The organism is Burkholderia sp. (assembly GCF_018375725.1).
In the GTDB taxonomy this organism is placed as follows: domain Bacteria; phylum Pseudomonadota; class Gammaproteobacteria; order Burkholderiales; family Burkholderiaceae; genus Burkholderia.
Map to the genome: position 1 here is coordinate 1 of NZ_JAHACR010000020.1, position 17,648 is coordinate 17,648.

A 17,648-nucleotide genomic window follows, 5' to 3' on the forward strand; every position below is an offset into this window, starting at 1 on the left:
GCTGGTTGTCGGCGTCGCCGACAGCCGCTCGAATAAACCGTTCTTCTCGCTCGAGGAACGTCTGGAGATTGCGAACGAGGTGCTGGGCCATTACCCGAACGTGAAGGTCATGGGCTTTACCGGACTCCTGAAGGATTTCGTCCGCACCAACAACGCGCGGGTGATCGTGCGTGGGCTGCGCGCCGTATCCGATTTCGAATATGAGTTCCAGATGGCAGGGATGAACCGTTATCTGTTGCCTGACGTCGAGACGATGTTCATGACGCCGTCTGACCAGTACCAGTTCATTTCCGGGACGATCGTGCGCGAAATCGCCCAGTTGGGTGGAGATGTGAGCAAGTTCGTATTCCCGTCGGTCGAGCGGCGGCTGACGGAAAAAGTGGCCGCAATGGGCCAGGGCTCGGCTGCGTGATGCGGCGAAGGCCCGCTTCTTCCTGAAGGCGGGCCGGCCTGTGCAAGTGAGATCAGTATGGCTTTGACGATTACCGACGAGTGCATCAATTGCGACGTATGCGAGCCTGAGTGCCCGAACGGCGCGATTTCGATGGGCCCGGAAATCTACGTGATCGACCCGAAGAAGTGCACCGAATGTGTCGGCCACTTCGACGAGCCGCAGTGTCAGCAGGTGTGTCCGGTCGAGTGCATCCCACCCGATCCGCAGCATGTGGAGACCCGCGAGCAATTGATGAAGAAATACCACGCGTTGATCGCCGCGAAGGGCGACGACGCGTGACAGGCCGGGCGGCGAGAGCCGCCCGCGCCGTTTTCAGCCCAGCAGGTCGCGCAGCGCCGCGACGAACGTATCGCACTCGGCGTCGGTGCCGACGGTGATGCGCAGATGCTGGTCGATCCGCGGCAGCTTGAAATGCCGCACGAAAATTTCCTGTTCCTTCAGCCGGGCGGCGAGCGTCGCCGCGTCGTGTGCCGGGTGACGCGCGAACACGAAATTCGCAGCCGACGGCACGACATCGAATCCCAGTCCTTTTAGCGCCTGCGTGAGCCGTTCGCGGCTGCCGATCACCTTGTGCCGTGTGGCGTCGAAATACGCGTCGTCCTCGTACGCGGCTTGCGCGGCAACTTGCGCGAGCCGGTCGAGCGGATACGAGTTGAAGCTGTCCTTCACGCGGTTGAGCGCTTCGATCAGGTCGGCGTGGCCGAATGCAAAACCGACCCGCATGCCGGCGAGCGAGCGCGCCTTCGACGTCGTATGGACGACCAGCAGGTTCGGGTAGCGGTCGATCAGCGCGATCGCCGACTGCGCGCCGAAATCGACATAGGCTTCATCGATCAGGACGACCGACGACGGATTCTCCGCGGCGATCCGTTCCACGTCCGCGAGCGGCAGCGCACGGCCGGTGGGCGCGTTCGGGTTCGGGAACAGCACGCAGCCCGCGTCGCCAAGGTAATCGTCGACGCGGATCGAGAAATCGGCGGCGAGCGGCATGGCCTCGTACTGCACGCCGTACAGCCGCGCGTAGGTCGGGTAGAAGCTATACGTGATGTCGGGGAAGCGCAGCGGCCGGTCGTGCTTGAGCAATGCCTGAAAGGCATGCGCGAGCACTTCGTCGGAGCCGTTGCCGGCGAATACCTGTTCCGGTGCGATACGGTGATGGGCGGCAACCGTATCGCGCAGCTTGCGCGCGAGCGGATCGGGATAGCGGCGCAGCGTTTCGCCGGTTTCGCCGAGTTCGCGCGCGATCGCCGCGACGACGCGCGGCGACGGCGGATAGGGATTTTCGTTGGTGTTCAGCTTGACCGGGCGCGCGAGCGCGGGCTGCTCGCCCGGCACATAAGGCACGAGTTGCTGAACGACGTCGCTCCAGTAACGGCTCACCGTTCGGCTCCTGACGGATAAAACAACGAGATTACCTCATGCGCGCGGCCCGGTGCGGGCTTCGTGCGATGGCGTGCGTGCGATCAGCTGCCGTTGCGATGCAGCTGCATCGTCGCGCGATCGAGCTCGCCCTTGACGACGAGCGGCATCACGGCGAGCGCGCGTTCGATCGCCGCGTCGATCACGTCCTGTTCTTCGCGGCGGGGCGGCTTCAGCACGAAGTTCGCGACGTCTGGTTTCGCGCCGGCGCGCGCGCTTTCCGGAATCAGGTCGCGCGGATGGCCGATGCCGATCCGCAGCCGCCAGTACTGTTGCGTCGACAGATGCGCGGAGATGTCCTTGAGACCGTTGTGGCCGCCGCTGCCGCCGCCGAGCTTCAGCTTGACGGTGCCGGGCGGCAAATCCAGCTCGTCGTGCGCGACGAGGATCTCGTTCGGCAGGACCTTGAAGAAATGCGCGAGCGCGACGACCGATTGGCCGGAGCGGTTCATGTACGTCTGCGGTTCGAGCAGATGCACTTCCTCGCCGAAGAGGCGCGCTTTTGCATAGAAGCCGTGAAAACGGCGTTCGTCGCGCAGCGTCGCGCCCGCTTCCCGGGCGAGCTGGTCGACCAGCCAGAAGCCGGCGTTGTGACGCGTTGCGGTGTATTCTGCCCCGGGATTGCCGAGGCCGACGATCAGTTTGATCATGACGTTTCGATGGCGGTCCGGGTCCGCCCGTGCGCAAAAAAAGAAAAACCCGCCGGGCAAGCCGCGGCGGGTTGCGTCGACCGTTTCGTGAAACGGATCGAGACGGCGCTTAGGCCGCCGGCGTTTCGCCTTCGCCTGCTGCCACGGCGCCAGCCGGCAGCGTTGCCGAAGCGATCACCGGGTTTTCGGCGTCGACGTGCGCGGTCAGCGCGACGCCCTTCGGCAGTGCGATGTCCTTAGCGTGCAGCGACTGGCCCGCTTCGATCTTCGACAGATCGATTGCGACGAATTCCGGCAGGTCGGCCGGCAGGCACTCGATTTCGATTTCCGTCGAGACGTGCGTGATGATCGCGCTTGCCAGCTTCACGGCCGGGCTCGTTTCAGCGTTCAGGAAGTGCAGCGGCACCTTGGTGTGCAGCTTCTTGTTCGCGTCGACGCGCTGGAAGTCCACGTTCAGCACGAGTTGGCGGAACGGGTGGTACTGGACGTCACGCAGCAGAACCTTCTGTGCCTGGCCTGCGACTTCGAGGTCGAGGATCGACGAGTGGAAGGCTTCCTTTTGCAGCGCGTGCCACAGGGCGTTGTGATCGAGTTCGATCATTTGCGGGGCTGCTTCACCACCGTAGACGATACCCGTGGTCTTACCGGCGTTGCGCAGGCGGCGGCTCGCACCCGTACCATGCTGTTGGCGCTCGAAGGCGACGACTTTCATGTGATTCTCCATTTGCTGCCCGCGACCAGGCAGTAAAACGGGGCCGACAATAGGGCGGCCCCCGATGAAATGGCCGGGGTTTCGTAAGTCCCGGCCGATTGTGCAAAAAGCGAAGCGTCGCCGCTTCGCTTTCCGCACATGCTTCTTTTGTCGAGATCCGTTCGGGCTTATTCCGCGAACAGCGACATCACGGAGTCGCCGCGGCGGATCCGCGAGAACGTCTCGGCCAGCAGGCTCGCGCTCGACAGCGAGCGGATCTTCGGGCAGGCCAGCGACTCGGCGGACAGCGGAATCGTATCGGTGACGACCAGTTCGTCGAGTGCCGATGCGGCGATGCGCTCGGCTGCGCCACCCGACAGAACCGGGTGCGTTGCATACGCGAATACTTGTTTCGCACCGCGATCCTTCAACACTTGCGCTGCCTTGCAGAGCGTGCCGGCGGTGTCGACCATGTCGTCCATGATCACGCAGGTGCGGCCTTCGACTTCACCGATGATGTTCATCACTTCGGCGACGTTCGCCTTCGGACGACGCTTGTCGATGATCGCGAGATCGCAATTGAGCTGCTTCGCGAGCGCACGGGCGCGGACCACGCCGCCGACGTCCGGCGACACGACGAGCAGATCCGCGTAGTTCTGCTTGTGCAGGTCGCCCAGCAGGATCGGCGTCGCGTAGATGTTGTCGACCGGAATGTCGAAGAAGCCCTGAATCTGGTCGGCGTGCAGATCCATCGTGATGATCCGCTCGACGCCGGCGATTTCCAGCATGTTCGCGACGACCTTCGCCGAGATCGCGACGCGCGCCGAACGCGGGCGTCGATCCTGGCGGGCGTAGCCGAAGTAGGGGATGGCGGCGGTGATCCGGCCTGCGGATGCGCGCTTGAGCGCATCGACCATGATCATCAGTTCCATCAGGTTGTCGTTGGTCGGTGCGCACGTCGACTGCAGAACGAAGACGTCCTTGCCGCGCACGTTTTCCTGAATTTCGACCTGGATCTCGCCGTCGGAGAAACGGCTGACCATTGCTTTGCCGAGGGGAATACCAAGATTTTTGACGACTTCCTGGGCGAGCGCGGGATTCGCGTTGCCAGTAAAGACCATCAAGCCATCACGGCTGCGGCTACTCATCGTGCACCTGCTTCGGGCTTTGGGGCGGGAAAATGCGGGAAAATTTTTGGCAGGGGAGGAAGGACTCGAACCCTCGCATGCCGGAATCAAAATCCGGTGCCTTGACCAACTTGGCGACTCCCCTACACTCAACTGAATACTTCATCGGACTGTAGGTCATCCGATAAAGCAAAACCTCATGACGCGAAAGTGAAGAGCGGATGCTCGTTCAGACTCTCGGCAACAGCGCTGTTCCAACCGGAAGGCAGCTTGGCTTTCACCGCTTCTGCTTCCTGTTTGCTGCGAAACGCTGCAAACACGCTTGCTCCGGATCCGGTCATCCTCGCGGGGGTCAAATTATACAACCATTTAACCACCTGCGCAACTTCCGCGTACTTTTCTGTCACAACTTGCTGCATGTCATTCCGGCCGAAACTATCTGGCCATCCTGCATCACTGCTTTGTCGTGCAAGAAAGTCTGTAATTGTGACTGGCTTTGAATCTCTTGTCAACAACTTATCTGAAAATATTTCAGCAGTCGGGACATGAACACGCGGCGTCACAACCAAGAACCAGCGAGTCGGCAATTCTACATCAACTAATTCTTCTCCGATACCCTCTGCGAACGCATTTTTCCCAAAAATAAAAAAAGGCACGTCCGCGCCGAGTTTTACTGCGAGCGATTGCAGTTCGGTGCGCGGCAGATTCAATTCCCAGAGACGGTTGAGTGCGAGCAGGGTCGTCGCCGCGTCGGAACTGCCGCCGCCCAGGCCCGCGCCCATCGGCAGGCGCTTGTCGATCTCGATGTCGACGCCGCCCGCGGCGCCCGTGTGTGCTTTCAGAAGATTCGCCGCGCGCACGACGAGATCGCTTTCCTCGGGGACGCCCGGCACATCGGTCACGCGCGCGACCTTGCCGTCGTCGCGATAGGTGAAGTGCAGCGTGTCGCCCCAGTTCAGCAACTGGAACACGCTCTGCAAGTCGTGGTAACCGTTTTCGCGACGGCCGGTGATGTGCAGGAAGAGGTTGAGTTTCGCGGGCGCAAGGCAGTTGCGCAGCGAGCGGGTCGTATCGGTCATGCGTGTATCGAGTCGAAGGTGCGCGTGCTCACTGGTCGAGCACGAGTTTGATGTCGAGTGGCGGCGTCGCGCGCACCAGGTTGACGCGTTTGACGCCGGTGGCCGGTGCATCGGCATAGGTGACGTAGTCGATCGTCCAGCCGTCCTGGCGGATCTGCTTGATGCGGGTCGCATCGTCGGGGTCGCGCACCGTCTGCGCAGGCGTGGCGGGCGCGGGCTGCGGCTGCAGCCAGTAGCGCAAGCCGGCCAGCGGCAACGCGAAACCGAGCGTATGCTGCATCAGCTCGCCGACGTCCGGCGCGAATTGCGGCTGGCGGTTCGGCAGTTCGAGCGACGCCGTGTTCGGCGAGGACTTCACGACCGCCAGCGTCTGACCGAGCGGGCTGCGCAATTCGAGCGACACGTCGTCGCCGCGCTCCTGCCAGTCGAAGTTGCCGTAGACATTGCGTGCATTGCCGAGCCTGTCGCTGTACTGCACGGCGAAGCGGCCGTGATAGGCGTGCGTCGTGGCGGTTTGCAGCACGCCGCTCGACGGTGTTGTCGCAGACGGCTGCGGCGTGCTCGCGCAGCCGGCGAGCACGATTGCCGCACCGCACGCGGCGAGGCCGCGTGCGGTGCGAAAGGGCAGGGAGAACGTGCGGAACATCTGCATCAGAGGCCGTTGATCTGCAGACGCTTGAGCGTCTGCACGAGCGTCTCGTTGTCCGGTTCGAGCTTTTGCGCGGCACGCCATGCCGAACGCGCCTCGTCCTGCGCGCCGCTCTTCCACAGCACCTCGCCGAGGTGCGCGCCGATTTCCGCGTTCGGCTGGAGATCGTAAGCACGACGCAGAACCTTCGTGGCGCCGGCGTTGTCGCCCGAGCGGAATTTCACCCAGCCGAGGCTGTCCATGATGTACGCGTCGTTCGGCGCGAGCGCGACCGCCTTTTCGATCAGCTTGGCCGCTTCGGGCAGGCGCTGGTTGCGATCGGCGAGCGAATAGCCGAGCGCGTTGTACGCTTGCGGATTGTCGGGCTGCGTGCGGATCAGTTCGCGCAACTGCTTTTCCATCGTTGCGAAGTGACCATTCTTTTCGGCCGCCATCGCGAAGTCGTAGCGCAGGTCCGGGTCATCCGGGAAATCTTCCACCGCTTGCGAAAGGCGCGTTTCCGCTTCCTTGTAGCGTTTCGCGGTAAACAGGATCGACGCGTCGGTGCGCGCGATCGCGGCGGCGTCGCGCGGATCGGAGATCGGCAGGTTGTCGAGCACCCGGCGCGCCTCGTCCGTCTTGCCCTGCTTTTGCAGCAACTGCGCGCGCGTGACCTGTGCGGGGAGGTAGTGCTGGCTCGTCTGATCGACCTTGTCGAGCCACTGCGATGCGAGCGCATCGTTGTTCTGCTCGATCGCAATCTGTGCGAGGTAGATGTAGCCCTGGCCGACGTCGGCGCCAGGCGTCTTGCTGCCGATTTGCACGTACTGCTTCAGGTAGGCTGTCGCATCGTCGAGTTTCTTCTGCTGGATCTTGATCAGCGCGAGCGCCATCAGCGGCGTCGGATCTTTCGAGTTGAGCTTGCGCATCGTCTCGAACTGCTTTTGCGCGTCGTCGAGACGATCGTCGGACAGATAGAGTTGCGACAGCGCAAGCCGCGCGTCGCGCGACTTCGGATTCTGCTGCACGTATTTTTCGAACGACGCGATGCCGGCCGCGCGTTCCGCGGGTCCCATCTGCGAGAGCATCAACGCCGCGGGGAGGTAGTCGGGCCGGATCTGCAGCGCCTGCTTGAGCGATTGTGCTGCGCCGGCCTTGTCGTCGGCCGCCAGTTGCTGCCGCGCGATCGCGAGTTGCGCCTCCGGGCGTCCCATGTCGTTCTTCAGCATGTCCTTCAGTACCGCGAGGCTGCCCACGCGGTCGGGACTGCGCGCGAGGAGCGCCTGCAGAGCGAGGATCGCGGTGCTGCGCGATTCGCCGGTGGCGCGCGCGAGCTCGCGCGCGAGCAGCGGCTGGGCCTCGGCTGGCTTGCCGGAGAGGACGAGCAGCGCGGCATCGACTTGCGATGCGCGGTTCGAATCCGGCGCGTACTGCCGCCACAGATTCGCGGCAGAGAGCGCATCGGCCGGGCTTTGTGCGGCGAGCGCGATTTCCGTCGCGCGCTGCGCCATGCGCGGATCGTGCGTGTCGCGCGCGAGGGCCAGATAGGTCTGGTACGCCGGCGCAGGCTGATTGCGCTGCAGCGCGACTTCGGCCGCGAGCACCTGATAGACGATTTGGCTCGTCAATGAGACATTCGGGAGATCTTTTTTCTCGTCAGGCAGCGCGCGCTCGAACGCGCTCTGCGGCACGGCGTCGTCCGGCGCCGGATCCTGTGCGTGTGCCGGAAAGGCGGCGAGCGTCCATGCGGCAATCAGCGCGGCGCCGAGCGCGCGGCGAACCGGGACAGCGCGCGCGACGGCGGGGCGCTTCTGAAGCAGCTTCGAGGGCAGGGTCATGGAAATCCGTTCGATGTTTCAGCCGATTGTAACGCGCTCGCTACAATACAGGCACGAACGTCATCACCCAGTTTAAGACCGGTAAAAAATGCCTGAGTTGCCAGAAGTCGAAGTGACGCGTCGGGGGATCGAGCCCTTTGTCGCCGGGCGTCGCGTCGCGCGCGTCGACGTGCGCACCGCGATGTTGCGATGGCCGGTGCCCGCCGGGCTCGCGGAGCAGCTGCGTGCGAAAACGGTGCTGCGCGTCGAACGGCGCGGCAAATATCTGCTGTTCGAAATCGATGCCGGCTGGTTCATCGTGCACCTCGGCATGACGGGCACGCTGCGCGTATTGCCGACCGAGGGCGTGCCGCCGGCCGCGGCGAAGCATGATCACATCGACTGGATCTTCGACGAGTTCGTGCTGCGCTATCGCGATCCGCGCCGCTTCGGCGCCGTGCTGTGGCATCCGCGCGAGGCGGGCGACGTTCATGCGCATCCGCTTCTCGCCGGCCTCGGCGTCGATCCGTTCTCGCCGGCGTTCAACGGCGCGCTGCTCCATGCGCGTACGCGCGGGCGCTCGGTTTCGGTCAAGCAGGCACTGCTCGCGGGCGACATCGTCGTCGGCGTCGGCAACATCTATGCGTCGGAAAGCCTATTTCGCGCGGGTATCCGGCCGACCACGGCCGCCGGGAAAATATCGCTGCCGCGTTACGAGCGGCTTGCCGAAGCCGTACGCGCGACGCTTGCCGACGCGATCGAGCGCGGCGGCAGCACGCTGCGCGATTTTGTCGGCAGCAACGGCGAAAGCGGCTATTTCCAGCTCGAATGCGCCGTCTACGATCGCGCTGGCCAGCCTTGCCGCGTGTGCGGCACGCCGATCCGGCAGATCGTGCAGGGCCAGCGTTCCACTTACTATTGTCCGACCTGCCAGCGTTAAAGCACCTTGAAACCTCCCCGCATCGCCCCCGCTCCGTTTCCCGTCACACCGCTGCACCGCACGTTCGCCGCCCGCCTGATCGCATGGCAGCGCGCGCACGGACGTCACGACCTGCCGTGGCAGAACACGCGCGACCCGTATCGCATCTGGTTGTCGGAAATCATGCTGCAACAGACGCAGGTATCGACCGTCGTGCCGTACTACACGCGTTTTCTCGAGCGTTATCCGGACGTCGGCGCGCTCGCGGCCGCACCGATCGACGACGTGATGGCGCTTTGGGCGGGCCTCGGCTATTACTCGCGCGCGCGCAACCTGCATCGTTGCGCACAGGTCGTGGCCGCCGAACATGGCGGTGTGTTTCCGGCGACGCCGGAAGCGCTCGCGGAACTGCCAGGCATCGGCCGCTCGACCGCGGCGGCGATCGCATCGTTCGCATACGGCGCGCGTGCGACGATCCTCGACGGCAACGTGAAACGCGTGCTCGCACGTGTGTTCGGCGTCGAGGGTTTTCCGGGCGAAAAGCGCGTCGAGAACGCGATGTGGGCGCTTGCCGAATCGCTGCTGCCGCCCGCCGCCGATCCGGCCGACGTCAGCGCCTATACGCAGGGGCTGATGGATCTCGGCGCGACGCTGTGCACGCGCGGTAAGCCCGACTGCGTGCGGTGCCCGTTCGCGGGCGATTGCGTCGCGCAGTCGAGCGGCCGGCAGCGCGAGCTGCCCGCCGCGCGGCCGAAGAAGGCGGTGCCGACACGCCGGACATGGATGCTGGTGCTGCGCGACGGCGATTCGGTGCTGCTCGAGCGCCGGCCGCCGGCCGGCATCTGGGGCGGTTTATGGAGCCTGCCGGAAGCCGATGGCGATCCGGCACTCGCGGAACGCGCGCGCGGTTTCGGCGGCGGCGCTCCGATGCCGCTTGCGCCGATGACACACACGTTCACGCATTTCAAGCTCGAGATCGAACCGCGGCTCAGCGACATGACCGACGCCGGGAGTTGCGGGGCGGCGGCTGTGCGCGATGCGGAAACGGCCTGGGTGCCGTTGAGCCGGCTCGACGCATATGGCGTGCCGGCGCCGGTGCGCAAGTTGCTCGACGGATTGAGCGGAACGCTGCTGTGAAACGCGGCGCGCGGGCGCGCCGGTCAGAGCCAGCCGTGCCGGTTCAGCACGTGATGCACGGCGTCGATGCGCGCACCGACGTCGGGAAACTCCATCAGCTTTTGCCGCGCGCGCAGATCGAGCGGCAGCAATTCCGAGAGGCGATTCGACACCCAGGTCGGATCGTCGAGCCTGAACGGTTCGGCGAACGGTAGCGGGCCTTCCTCGGTCTTGCGCAACGCTTCGATGATGCGTTCGAGCACTTCGGCGCACGCGCCGAACTGCGCAAGCGATTGCTCGCCTTCGAGCGGGATGTCCTCGGGCAGCGGCTCGGCGATCCCGACGAGCAGCCCGTTCGCCTCGACCCGGTACGACAGCAGTTCGAAGCGCTGTGTGCCGATCGCCTGCAGGAACAGCATCCCGAATTCACCCGTATCGCATTCGACGATGCGCGCCATGCAGCCGATCGTTTCCGGCACCGACGCCATGCCTTCCTGCGCGACTTCCGGTCCGCTTCTCAGCAGACACACGCCGAATGGCGCCTCGGCGCGCAGACATGCACGCGCCATGTCGAGATAGCGCGCCTCGAACACCTTCAGCGGCAGCAAGCCTCCGGGGAACAACACCGTGTGCAGCGGAAACAGCGGCAGATCGAGCAAGGTGGTCGAAAGAGAGGACATGGCGCGCGCTGACGGAAGGCGGCGAGGACCCTAAGTCACGAGCCGCGACGACGCGCTGACATCCACCGGCGCGTCACGATGCCGCACGATCACGTTCGCCTGTTGCGCGAGGCGCGCGGCGAGCGTTTCCGCGATGAAGACCGAGCGATGCTGGCCGCCCGTGCAGCCGATGGCGACGGTCAGATAGCTGCGGTTGTCTTCGCGGAAGTGCGGCAGCCATTTCATGAGAAACGCATAGATGTCGTCGATCATCTGGTGGACGATCGGCAATGCGTCGAGAAACGCGATGACCGGCTGGTCGAGCCCGGTAAGCGGGCGCAATTCGTGGTCGTAGTACGGATTCGGCAGCGCGCGGACGTCGAACATCAGATCCGCGTCGAGCGGCACGCCACGCTTGAAGCCGAACGATTCGAACATCACCACGAGGTCGTCGTTCTGCTGCTCGATGAAGCGCTTGACCCAGGCGCGCAGCACGTTCGCGCGCAGGTTGCTCGTGTCGATCTGGTGGCCGAATTCGGCCAGCGGCGCAACCAGATCGCGTTCGCGTTCGATCGCTTCTTCGAGCGACGACAGCAGGCCGACGCCGGCGTCGTGCGACGGCGAACCGGACAGCGGATGGCGGCGGCGCGTCTCGGAGAAGCGCTGGATCAGCGCCTGGGTGCTGGCATTGAGGAACAGCACGCGCACGTCGTGATCGCGCGACAACGTGCGGATCAGGCCGGGCATTTCGTCGAGCGACGCGCTCGAACGCGCATCGATCGCGACCGCGAGCCGGTGCTGGCCCGCTTCGGCGAGATAGCGGGTCAGCTCGGGCAGCACGTGCGGCGGCAGGTTGTCGACGCAGTAGTAGCCTGCGTCCTCCAGGGCGTTCAACGCGACGGACTTGCCGGAGCCGGAAATACCGGTGATGAGGACTATGCGCATGGGAAGCAGAAAATCCGGACGTTTCATCATAGCACCGGCATGGCGCGCCCGCGCTGCGCGACCGCCTGGCGCGGGTTACACGAGCTTGCCGGGAAACTGGCTGTCGGGATCCTGCATCGCGAGGCGTTGCCGGTCCATGAAGTCGCGCAGGGTGTCGATGCCGCGCAACTGCAGGATCGTGTTGCGAACCGCCGCCTCGACGAGCACCGCGAGGTTGCGGCCGGCCGCCACCTGGATCGTGACCTTGCTGATCGGCAGGCCGAGGACGTCGACGGTCTGGCTTTCGAGCGGCAGTCGCTGGAATTCGCCGTCCGGGCGCCGCACCAGCTGCACGATCAGCTTCAGCTTCATCTTCCGCCGCACGGCGGTCTCGCCGAAGATCGTCTTGATGTCGAGCAGGCCCAGCCCGCGCACTTCGAGCAGGTTCTGCAGCAGCGGCGGGCAGCGCCCTTCGACGAAATCGGGGCCAAGTCGCACGAAATCGACTGCGTCGTCGGCGACGAGGCCGTGGCCGCGGCTGATCAGCTCGAGGCCGAGTTCGCTCTTGCCGAGCCCGGAGTCGCCCGTCAGCAGCACGCCCATTCCGAGGATGTCGAGAAACACGCCGTGCAGAGTCGCGCGCGGCGCGAGGATGCGCGACATGTAGAGCCGCAGGCTGTCGATCACGGCCGCCGCCGACATCGGTGTCGTAAACAGCGGGGTCGACGAGCGCGTGCAGCGCAGGACCAGTTCGGGCGGCGCCGCGGCACCGCCGGCGACCACGAGGAACGGCGGTTCGAGGGCGATCAGTTCGGCCATGTGGCGCGAGCGATCCTCGTCGGTCTGCCGCTGGTAATAGTCGATTTCGGCTTCGCCCAGCACCTGGATGCGGTTCGGGTGAATGAGGTTCAGGTGGCCGACGAGGTCGGCGCTCGACGTCGCGTTGGCGACGGTGTCCGCGGAAAATCCGCGTTCCCAGCCTTCATGCCCCGTCAGCCAGCTGAGCTTCAGCGTGGCGGCGTTGTCGTCGAAGATGCTCTGGGCGTTGATGCTGGACGTATCCATGAGTCCGTCACTCCAAAGAGCCGGTGCGCGCGCACGGCGACGGTCGTCGCCATGCCGGGCCGGCGCCGGACGGCCCGGTGCGGCGGCTTGCGCCGCCTTGCTCGGGAAAATATACCGCCCGGATCAACTCAAGGTTGCCACTGAGTGAGCAGGCGATGCAACTCGGCGGGATCCGTTTCGGTGTGCAAACGCTCGCGTGCGTCTCGGTCGGACAGCAATTGCGCGATTTCCGACAGGATCTCGAGGTGCTGTTGAGTGGCTTGCTCGGGCACGAGCAGGAAAATCAGGAGGGAAACCGGCTGACCGTCGGGCGCTTCGAACGGAATCGGATCGGCGAGCCGCACGAACGCGGCGAGCGGATGCTTGAGGCCTTTGATGCGCCCGTGCGGAATCGCGACGCCTTCGCCGAGGCCGGTCGAGCCGAGGCGCTCGCGCGCGAACAGATTGTCGGTGACGATGCTGCGGGCGATGCCGTTCTGATTCTCGAACATCAGTCCGGCTTGTTCGAAGACGCGTTTCTTGCTGGTGACGGAGAGGTCGACGACGACGTTCTCTAGGGGCAGGATTTTGGCTAGGCGATTCATGTTTGCAGGCGGTTGGGCGGCCTGGGGGCTCCTCGCGGCGGCAGACTGATTATCCATGTTTGGCAATATCAAGGCGTTAGGCGATGGAGACCTGCAAGGTACGGCGACCGCACCCAACGCCCCCCGGCAATAACCGGAGCATTATAGAACACAGCTGCGAGCGTGGCGCGGCGGCGGGCGGCCTGCGCGGCGGTGCCGCACCCGTTGCGCGGAACATAAAAAAACCGCCCGGCGAACCGGGCGGTGTGATGGTGCGACAGCGCGCTTATTGCGGCGGCACTTCGATCTGTTCGACAGCCGGCTGAAGCTTGATCGGATCGTGCACGTGCGTTTGCAGACGCTCCATGTGCTTGACGACCTGACGATCCAGCTTGTCGATCAGGAGGTCGATTGCCGCGTACAGATTGCCGTTTGCGCTTTCGACGAAGATGTCTTTCCCCTTCAGGTGCAGATTGATTTCCGCGCGTTGCTGCTTGTCCTTTTCCTTGTGGTTGTCGACCGAGAGGATCACAGTGCCATCGATCACCTGATCGCTATGCCGTAGCACCCGATCCAGCTTGGTGACCACGTATTCGCGAATAGCAGGCGTGACTTCGAGATGATGTCCACTGATCTTCAGGTTCATAGTGCTTCTCCAAGCGAGTGACCACCTGTCCGCTTTGTTGCGGTCGTCCGGTCGACTTGCCTGTGCCGCATGCATGATGCGGCTCATGACGGACAGGTCGCCCGGTCTGGCCGCCGAATGCGCGGTGGCCGGAACACGCCTGCCGCCGAGCAGGCAGCAGGCTTAAAGAGACTTGCGCAGATTCACTGCCGGGATCTTGAGGGCTTCGCGATACTTTGCAACCGTGCGGCGCGCGACCACGAAACCTTGTTCTGCCAGCAGCTCAGCGATGCGGCTGTCCGAAAGAGGCGATTTTGGGTCTTCGGCTCCTATCAGTTGCTTGATGAGGGCACGGATGGCCGTCGATGAGGCGGCGCCACCGGTGTCGGTCGAGACGTGTGATCCGAAGAAGTACTTAAATTCAAGCGTCCCGAACGGGGTCAGCATGTACTTGCCGGTTGTCACACGGCTGACAGTCGACTCGTGTAGGCCCAGCGTATCAGCTATTTCCCGCAAAACCAAGGGGCGCATGGCAATTTCGCCATGCACAAAAAAATTCTTCTGGCGTTCGACAATGGCCTGCGCGACGCGCAGGATCGTGTCGAAGCGCTGCTGGATATTCTTGATCAGCCAGCGGGCTTCCTGCAGCTGCTGCTTGAGCGAGCCCGCGGACGGATCGCCGCGGCTGTTGCGCAGGATGTTCGCGTAGAGATTGTTGATCCGCAGGCGCGGCATGACTTCGGGATTGAGTTCGGCCTGCCAGCCCTGGCCGATCTTCTTCACGATGATGTCGGGCACCACGTAGTCCGCCTCGGCCTTGCCGTATGCGGCACCGGGAAACGGCTCCAGCGAGCGGATCAGCGCATGCGCGTCGCGCAGCGCGTCGTCGGTGGCCTTCAGATGCTTGCGCAACCGCGTGAAGTCGCGCGCGGCCAGCAGTTCCAGGTATTGCGACACGATCTCGAGCGACAGCGTGCGCGCCGGGGACGGATCGAGCCGCAGCAGCTGCAGCCTCAGGCATTCGGACGCGGAGCGCGCCCCGACCCCGGCCGGATCGAAGCTGTGCAGCAGTGCGAGTGCGGCGTTCAGCTCGTCGGCATCGACTTCGAGTTCGGGCGGCAGATCGCCGAGGACCTCGTCGAGCGAGGCGGTCAGATAACCGTCGTCGTCGAGCGATTCGATCAGGAACATCACGAGTGCGCGATCACGCGGGCCGGCCTGCGTGACGCGCAATTGCGCGGACAGGTGGTCGCGCAGCGACGTCGCGGCTTCCTGGACCTGCAGCGGCGGAAGGTCGTCATCGTCCGATGCGCCGCTCGCACGCCCGAAGTCGTCCAGGTTCCATTGCGACGCGTCGCCGTTGTCCGAGGCTGCGTAGCTGTCGTATTCGTCGGCCGCGGCGGGCTCGTCGCGTTCGGTGCGCTCGCTCGTCTGGCCGGCGCCGTTCGCGCCCGCCATCGGCTCGGCGTTCGTCGCGGGCGGCGTCTGCGCGATCAGCGAACCGTCCGCGGCGACGCGCAGCGGGCTCGCGATCCATTCATCGTCGTTCTCGAGCAGCGGATTCTGGGCGACCGCCATCGCCACTTCCTGCTGCAGTTCGAGTGTCGACAGCTGCAGGAGCCGGATCGACTGCTGCAGTTGCGGCGTCAGCGCCAGATGTTGCGACAGGCGGAGTTGGAGGCTGGCTTTCATGGCAATGAGGGAGTCATACCCGGAGTTTGCCACGACCCAGCCGCGTTGAGCCATCCGCGATTACGCGCGGCGCGAAGTTCGGCCGCGAAACGGGGCACGGCCCCGCGCGGCCGTGCCGGGCAGGGCGCGCCGGCGCGGACCGCCGTTACATGCGGAAATGTTCGCCGAGATAGACGCGGCGCACGCTTTCGTTCTCGATGATCTCGCTGGGCGCGCCGGCTGCGAGCACGGTGCCGTCGCTGATGATGTAGGCGTGATCGCAGATGCCGAGCGTCTCGCGGACGTTGTGGTCCGTGATCAGCACGCCGATGTTGCGCTGCTTCAGGAACTTGACGATCTTCTGGATTTCCAGCACCGCGATCGGGTCGACGCCCGCGAACGGCTCGTCGAGCAGGATGAAGTTCGGATTGGTCGCGAGCGCACGCGCGATCTCGACGCGGCGGCGCTCGCCGCCCGACAGCGACAGCGCCGGATTCTCGCGCAGGTGGCCGATCTGCAGCTCGTCGAGCAGCGCCTCGGCGCGCGACGCGACCTCATCCTTCGTCAGCGGCTTGCCGTTGTCGTCGTATTGCAGTTCGAGCACTGCGCGGATGTTTTCCTCGACGGTCAGCTTGCGGAACACCGACGCTTCCTGCGGCAGGTACGACAGGCCGAGCGACGCGCGCTTGTGGATCGGCAGCAGGCTGATCGAGCTGCCGTTCAGCGAGATTTCGCCCGCGTCGAGCGGCACGAGCCCGACGATCATGTAGAACGATGTGGTCTTGCCCGCCCCGTTCGGGCCGAGCAGGCCGACGACTTCGCCGCTCTTCACGTCGAGCGACACGTCCTTGACGACCGTGCGCGAGCCATAGCGCTTCTTCAGGTTGCGGACGACGAGCGAGCTGGTGGTGCCGGCCGGCTGGCGATTCGGTAGTGCGTTCATTGGCCGGGCGCTCCCTGCAGTGTCGTCGACGGCGCGAGCTTGGCCGGCGCGCCGTTCAGCGGGCCTGCGCCGCCGCTCTTCGGCGACAGCATCGCGCGCACGCGGCCGGTCGGATTGCCCGGCGCGGCGACGTCCTTGCCGCCGCGCGCGGTGTAGAAGTCGCGCTGGCCGTCGTAGGTGATCACGCTGCCGTGCACCGTGTCGGCGATCGTCGACAGGCCCTGCAGGCGGCGCACGGTCGCGGCGGTCGTGAGCGTCGTCAGATCCTGCTTGCCGTCGTAGTCGATGCGCTCCGCGTCGCCGTCCATGTATTCGTCGAGCCCTTCGCGCTTCTGGCGGAAGGTCGCGTGTTTCCGGCCGCTGCCGTAGGACGTCGCGTACTGGTAGCCCCCCGGATCCTGCCGGACTTCAACGCGATCGCCCTTGATGACGATCGTGCCCTTCGTGATGACGACATTGCCGGTGGCGACGGTGACCTGCTTCAGGTCGTCGTAGGTCAGGTTGTCCGCCTCGACGTTGATCGGCTTGTTCTGGTCGGCCTTTTCGGCGTGCGCGAGCGGCGCCAGCCCGGCCAGCGGGAGCGCCACGAACGCCACGGCAAGCGCGGCGCGGGCGACGCGCCTGGCGCCGCCGTAAATCTGGGACGGGAACGGTTCGTTCATGCGGTCACGCGTGGGATGAGTTACTTGGGTTGACCTTTCGAGCCGCCGGACGTGTCCGAGGCGGCGATCGTGCCGCGCACGTTGCCGTAAAGCTCGATGACCCGGGTGACGTTGTTGTACTTCATGCCGTCGGTTGCGTTGACGACCGACAGGCCGCGCTGAAGTTTAACCGGCTTTTCAGTCTGGATCACATCGTCATTGACGAAGATCCGGAAATGCTGGGAATCGGCCTGCATCTGCGGGTCGCCGCCGCCCGCCGCGCGTTCGATCCGCGCGTCGTCGTACAGGTCGACCACCGACGCGTCGCCGTTGGTGATGCCGCGCTTCGCGGTCGTCGTCACGACCGGCTTGCCGGGCTGGAACGCGCGCATCGCCGGGGCGGTCAGCACGCTGTTCTCGTCGTCTTCGTAGTGGATCAGCTTCGCCGCCGTCAGCCGGTACTGGGTCGCGCCGGACTGGTCGAGTTCGGTGACCGAGAAGTTGTCGGCGAAATATTCGGGCGTGTGACGCTTGGGCTGCGCGATGCCTTCGCCGGGCGGCGGCAGCGTCGCCTGCACCAGCCACCAGGTGATGCCGGCGAGCGCCGCGACCGCGGCGAGCGGCAGCAGCTGGGTCCAGCGGAATCGGCCGCTCATC

At 64.9% G+C, this 17,648-nt stretch carries 21 protein-coding genes and 1 tRNA gene; 5 read left to right on the forward strand and 17 right to left on the reverse strand.

Annotated features, from left to right (window positions below; translation table 11 throughout):
- On the forward strand, positions 1-412 hold a 412-nt coding region (gene coaD / locus KH616_RS05345), incomplete at its 5' end, for a pantetheine-phosphate adenylyltransferase (RefSeq protein ID WP_292237887.1).
- Positions 413-469: 57 nt separating this feature from the next.
- A complete protein-coding gene (locus KH616_RS05350; RefSeq protein ID WP_292237888.1) occupies positions 470-733 on the forward strand; it encodes a YfhL family 4Fe-4S dicluster ferredoxin in 264 nt (87 codons plus the stop codon).
- A 33-nt stretch (positions 734-766) separates the two neighbouring features.
- Here the strand turns inward: KH616_RS05350 and hisC are convergent, their stop codons facing one another.
- The 3 genes from hisC to KH616_RS05365 form a co-directional block, all read right to left on the reverse strand.
- Positions 767-1,834, reverse strand: a complete 1,068-nt coding sequence (gene hisC, locus KH616_RS05355; protein WP_292237889.1) for a histidinol-phosphate transaminase — start codon at positions 1,832-1,834, stop codon at positions 767-769.
- 83 nt (positions 1,835-1,917) lie between these two features.
- A complete protein-coding gene (pth, locus tag KH616_RS05360; protein WP_292237890.1) occupies positions 1,918-2,523 on the reverse strand; it encodes an aminoacyl-tRNA hydrolase in 606 nt (201 codons plus the stop codon).
- A 109-nt stretch (positions 2,524-2,632) separates the two neighbouring features.
- Entirely contained in the window at positions 2,633-3,181 is a 549-nt protein-coding gene (locus tag KH616_RS05365) for a 50S ribosomal protein L25/general stress protein Ctc (RefSeq protein ID WP_366834257.1), read from the reverse strand.
- Between KH616_RS05365 and KH616_RS25390 the strand changes: the two genes are divergently transcribed.
- Complete coding sequence (locus KH616_RS25390) at positions 3,125-3,271, forward strand: ribose-phosphate pyrophosphokinase (RefSeq protein ID WP_366834256.1); 147 nt, start codon at positions 3,125-3,127, stop codon at positions 3,269-3,271. The two genes, KH616_RS05365 and KH616_RS25390, sit on opposite strands and share 57 nt — an antisense overlap.
- Before the next feature lie 131 nt (positions 3,272-3,402).
- On the opposite strand, the gene KH616_RS05370 is transcribed toward KH616_RS25390, so the two are convergent.
- The 5 genes from KH616_RS05370 to KH616_RS05390 all read right to left on the reverse strand — a co-directional run bounded on the left by KH616_RS05370 (position 3,403) and on the right by KH616_RS05390 (position 7,886).
- Positions 3,403-4,362 (reverse strand): ribose-phosphate pyrophosphokinase, encoded by a 960-nt coding sequence (locus KH616_RS05370; protein ID WP_292237892.1) that lies wholly within the window; start codon positions 4,360-4,362, stop codon positions 3,403-3,405.
- A 47-nt stretch (positions 4,363-4,409) separates the two neighbouring features.
- Positions 4,410-4,486: transfer RNA gene (locus KH616_RS05375), tRNA-Gln, on the reverse strand.
- Between the two features lie 52 nt (positions 4,487-4,538).
- Positions 4,539-5,420, reverse strand: coding sequence for a 4-(cytidine 5'-diphospho)-2-C-methyl-D-erythritol kinase (gene ispE / locus KH616_RS05380; protein ID WP_292237893.1), 882 nt, complete (start codon positions 5,418-5,420; stop codon positions 4,539-4,541).
- A gap of 28 nt (positions 5,421-5,448) precedes the next feature.
- On the reverse strand, positions 5,449-6,072 hold the full coding sequence (lolB, locus tag KH616_RS05385; protein ID WP_292237894.1) for a lipoprotein insertase outer membrane protein LolB: 624 nt from the start codon (positions 6,070-6,072) through the stop codon (positions 5,449-5,451).
- Positions 6,072-7,886, reverse strand: coding sequence for a tetratricopeptide repeat protein (locus KH616_RS05390; protein WP_292237895.1), 1,815 nt, complete (start codon positions 7,884-7,886; stop codon positions 6,072-6,074). Before KH616_RS05390 ends, lolB begins: the two co-directional genes overlap by 1 nt.
- An 88-nt stretch (positions 7,887-7,974) precedes the next feature.
- Here KH616_RS05390 and mutM point away from each other — a divergent pair, with 88 nt between their 5' ends.
- Positions 7,975-8,805, forward strand: a complete 831-nt coding sequence (gene mutM, locus KH616_RS05395) for a bifunctional DNA-formamidopyrimidine glycosylase/DNA-(apurinic or apyrimidinic site) lyase (RefSeq protein WP_292237896.1) — start codon at positions 7,975-7,977, stop codon at positions 8,803-8,805.
- A 6-nt stretch (positions 8,806-8,811) separates the two neighbouring features.
- A complete protein-coding gene (mutY, locus tag KH616_RS05400; RefSeq protein ID WP_292237897.1) occupies positions 8,812-9,921 on the forward strand; it encodes an A/G-specific adenine glycosylase in 1,110 nt (369 codons plus the stop codon).
- 23 nt (positions 9,922-9,944) lie between these two features.
- Here mutY and KH616_RS05405 read toward each other — a convergent pair whose 3' ends face one another.
- The 9 genes from KH616_RS05405 to lptC form a co-directional block, all read right to left on the reverse strand.
- Positions 9,945-10,580, reverse strand: a complete 636-nt coding sequence (locus KH616_RS05405) for an LON peptidase substrate-binding domain-containing protein (protein WP_292237898.1) — start codon at positions 10,578-10,580, stop codon at positions 9,945-9,947.
- A 30-nt stretch (positions 10,581-10,610) separates the two neighbouring features.
- Entirely contained in the window at positions 10,611-11,504 is an 894-nt protein-coding gene (rapZ, locus tag KH616_RS05410) for an RNase adapter RapZ (RefSeq protein WP_292237899.1), read from the reverse strand.
- A 75-nt stretch (positions 11,505-11,579) separates the two neighbouring features.
- Positions 11,580-12,548, reverse strand: a complete 969-nt coding sequence (hprK, locus tag KH616_RS05415) for an HPr(Ser) kinase/phosphatase (protein WP_010090664.1) — start codon at positions 12,546-12,548, stop codon at positions 11,580-11,582.
- Positions 12,549-12,676: 128 nt separating this feature from the next.
- On the reverse strand, positions 12,677-13,189 hold the full coding sequence (locus KH616_RS05420; protein WP_292237900.1) for a PTS sugar transporter subunit IIA: 513 nt from the start codon (positions 13,187-13,189) through the stop codon (positions 12,677-12,679).
- A 208-nt stretch (positions 13,190-13,397) separates the two neighbouring features.
- Positions 13,398-13,757, reverse strand: coding sequence for a ribosome-associated translation inhibitor RaiA (gene raiA / locus KH616_RS05425; RefSeq protein ID WP_292237901.1), 360 nt, complete (start codon positions 13,755-13,757; stop codon positions 13,398-13,400).
- A 162-nt stretch (positions 13,758-13,919) separates the two neighbouring features.
- The gene (locus KH616_RS05430) at positions 13,920-15,428 is read right to left on the reverse strand and encodes an RNA polymerase factor sigma-54 (protein WP_292237902.1); all 1,509 of its coding nucleotides are present in this window, start codon (positions 15,426-15,428) and stop codon (positions 13,920-13,922) included.
- Positions 15,429-15,573: 145 nt separating this feature from the next.
- The gene (gene lptB, locus KH616_RS05435) at positions 15,574-16,350 is read right to left on the reverse strand and encodes an LPS export ABC transporter ATP-binding protein (protein WP_292237903.1); all 777 of its coding nucleotides are present in this window, start codon (positions 16,348-16,350) and stop codon (positions 15,574-15,576) included.
- Complete coding sequence (gene lptA, locus KH616_RS05440) at positions 16,347-17,012, reverse strand: lipopolysaccharide transport periplasmic protein LptA (RefSeq protein WP_292237904.1); 666 nt, start codon at positions 17,010-17,012, stop codon at positions 16,347-16,349. Before lptA ends, lptB begins: the two co-directional genes overlap by 4 nt.
- A gap of 20 nt (positions 17,013-17,032) precedes the next feature.
- The gene (gene lptC / locus KH616_RS05445; protein WP_292237905.1) at positions 17,033-17,647 is read right to left on the reverse strand and encodes an LPS export ABC transporter periplasmic protein LptC; all 615 of its coding nucleotides are present in this window, start codon (positions 17,645-17,647) and stop codon (positions 17,033-17,035) included.
- Between the last annotated feature and the right edge of the window lies 1 nt (position 17,648).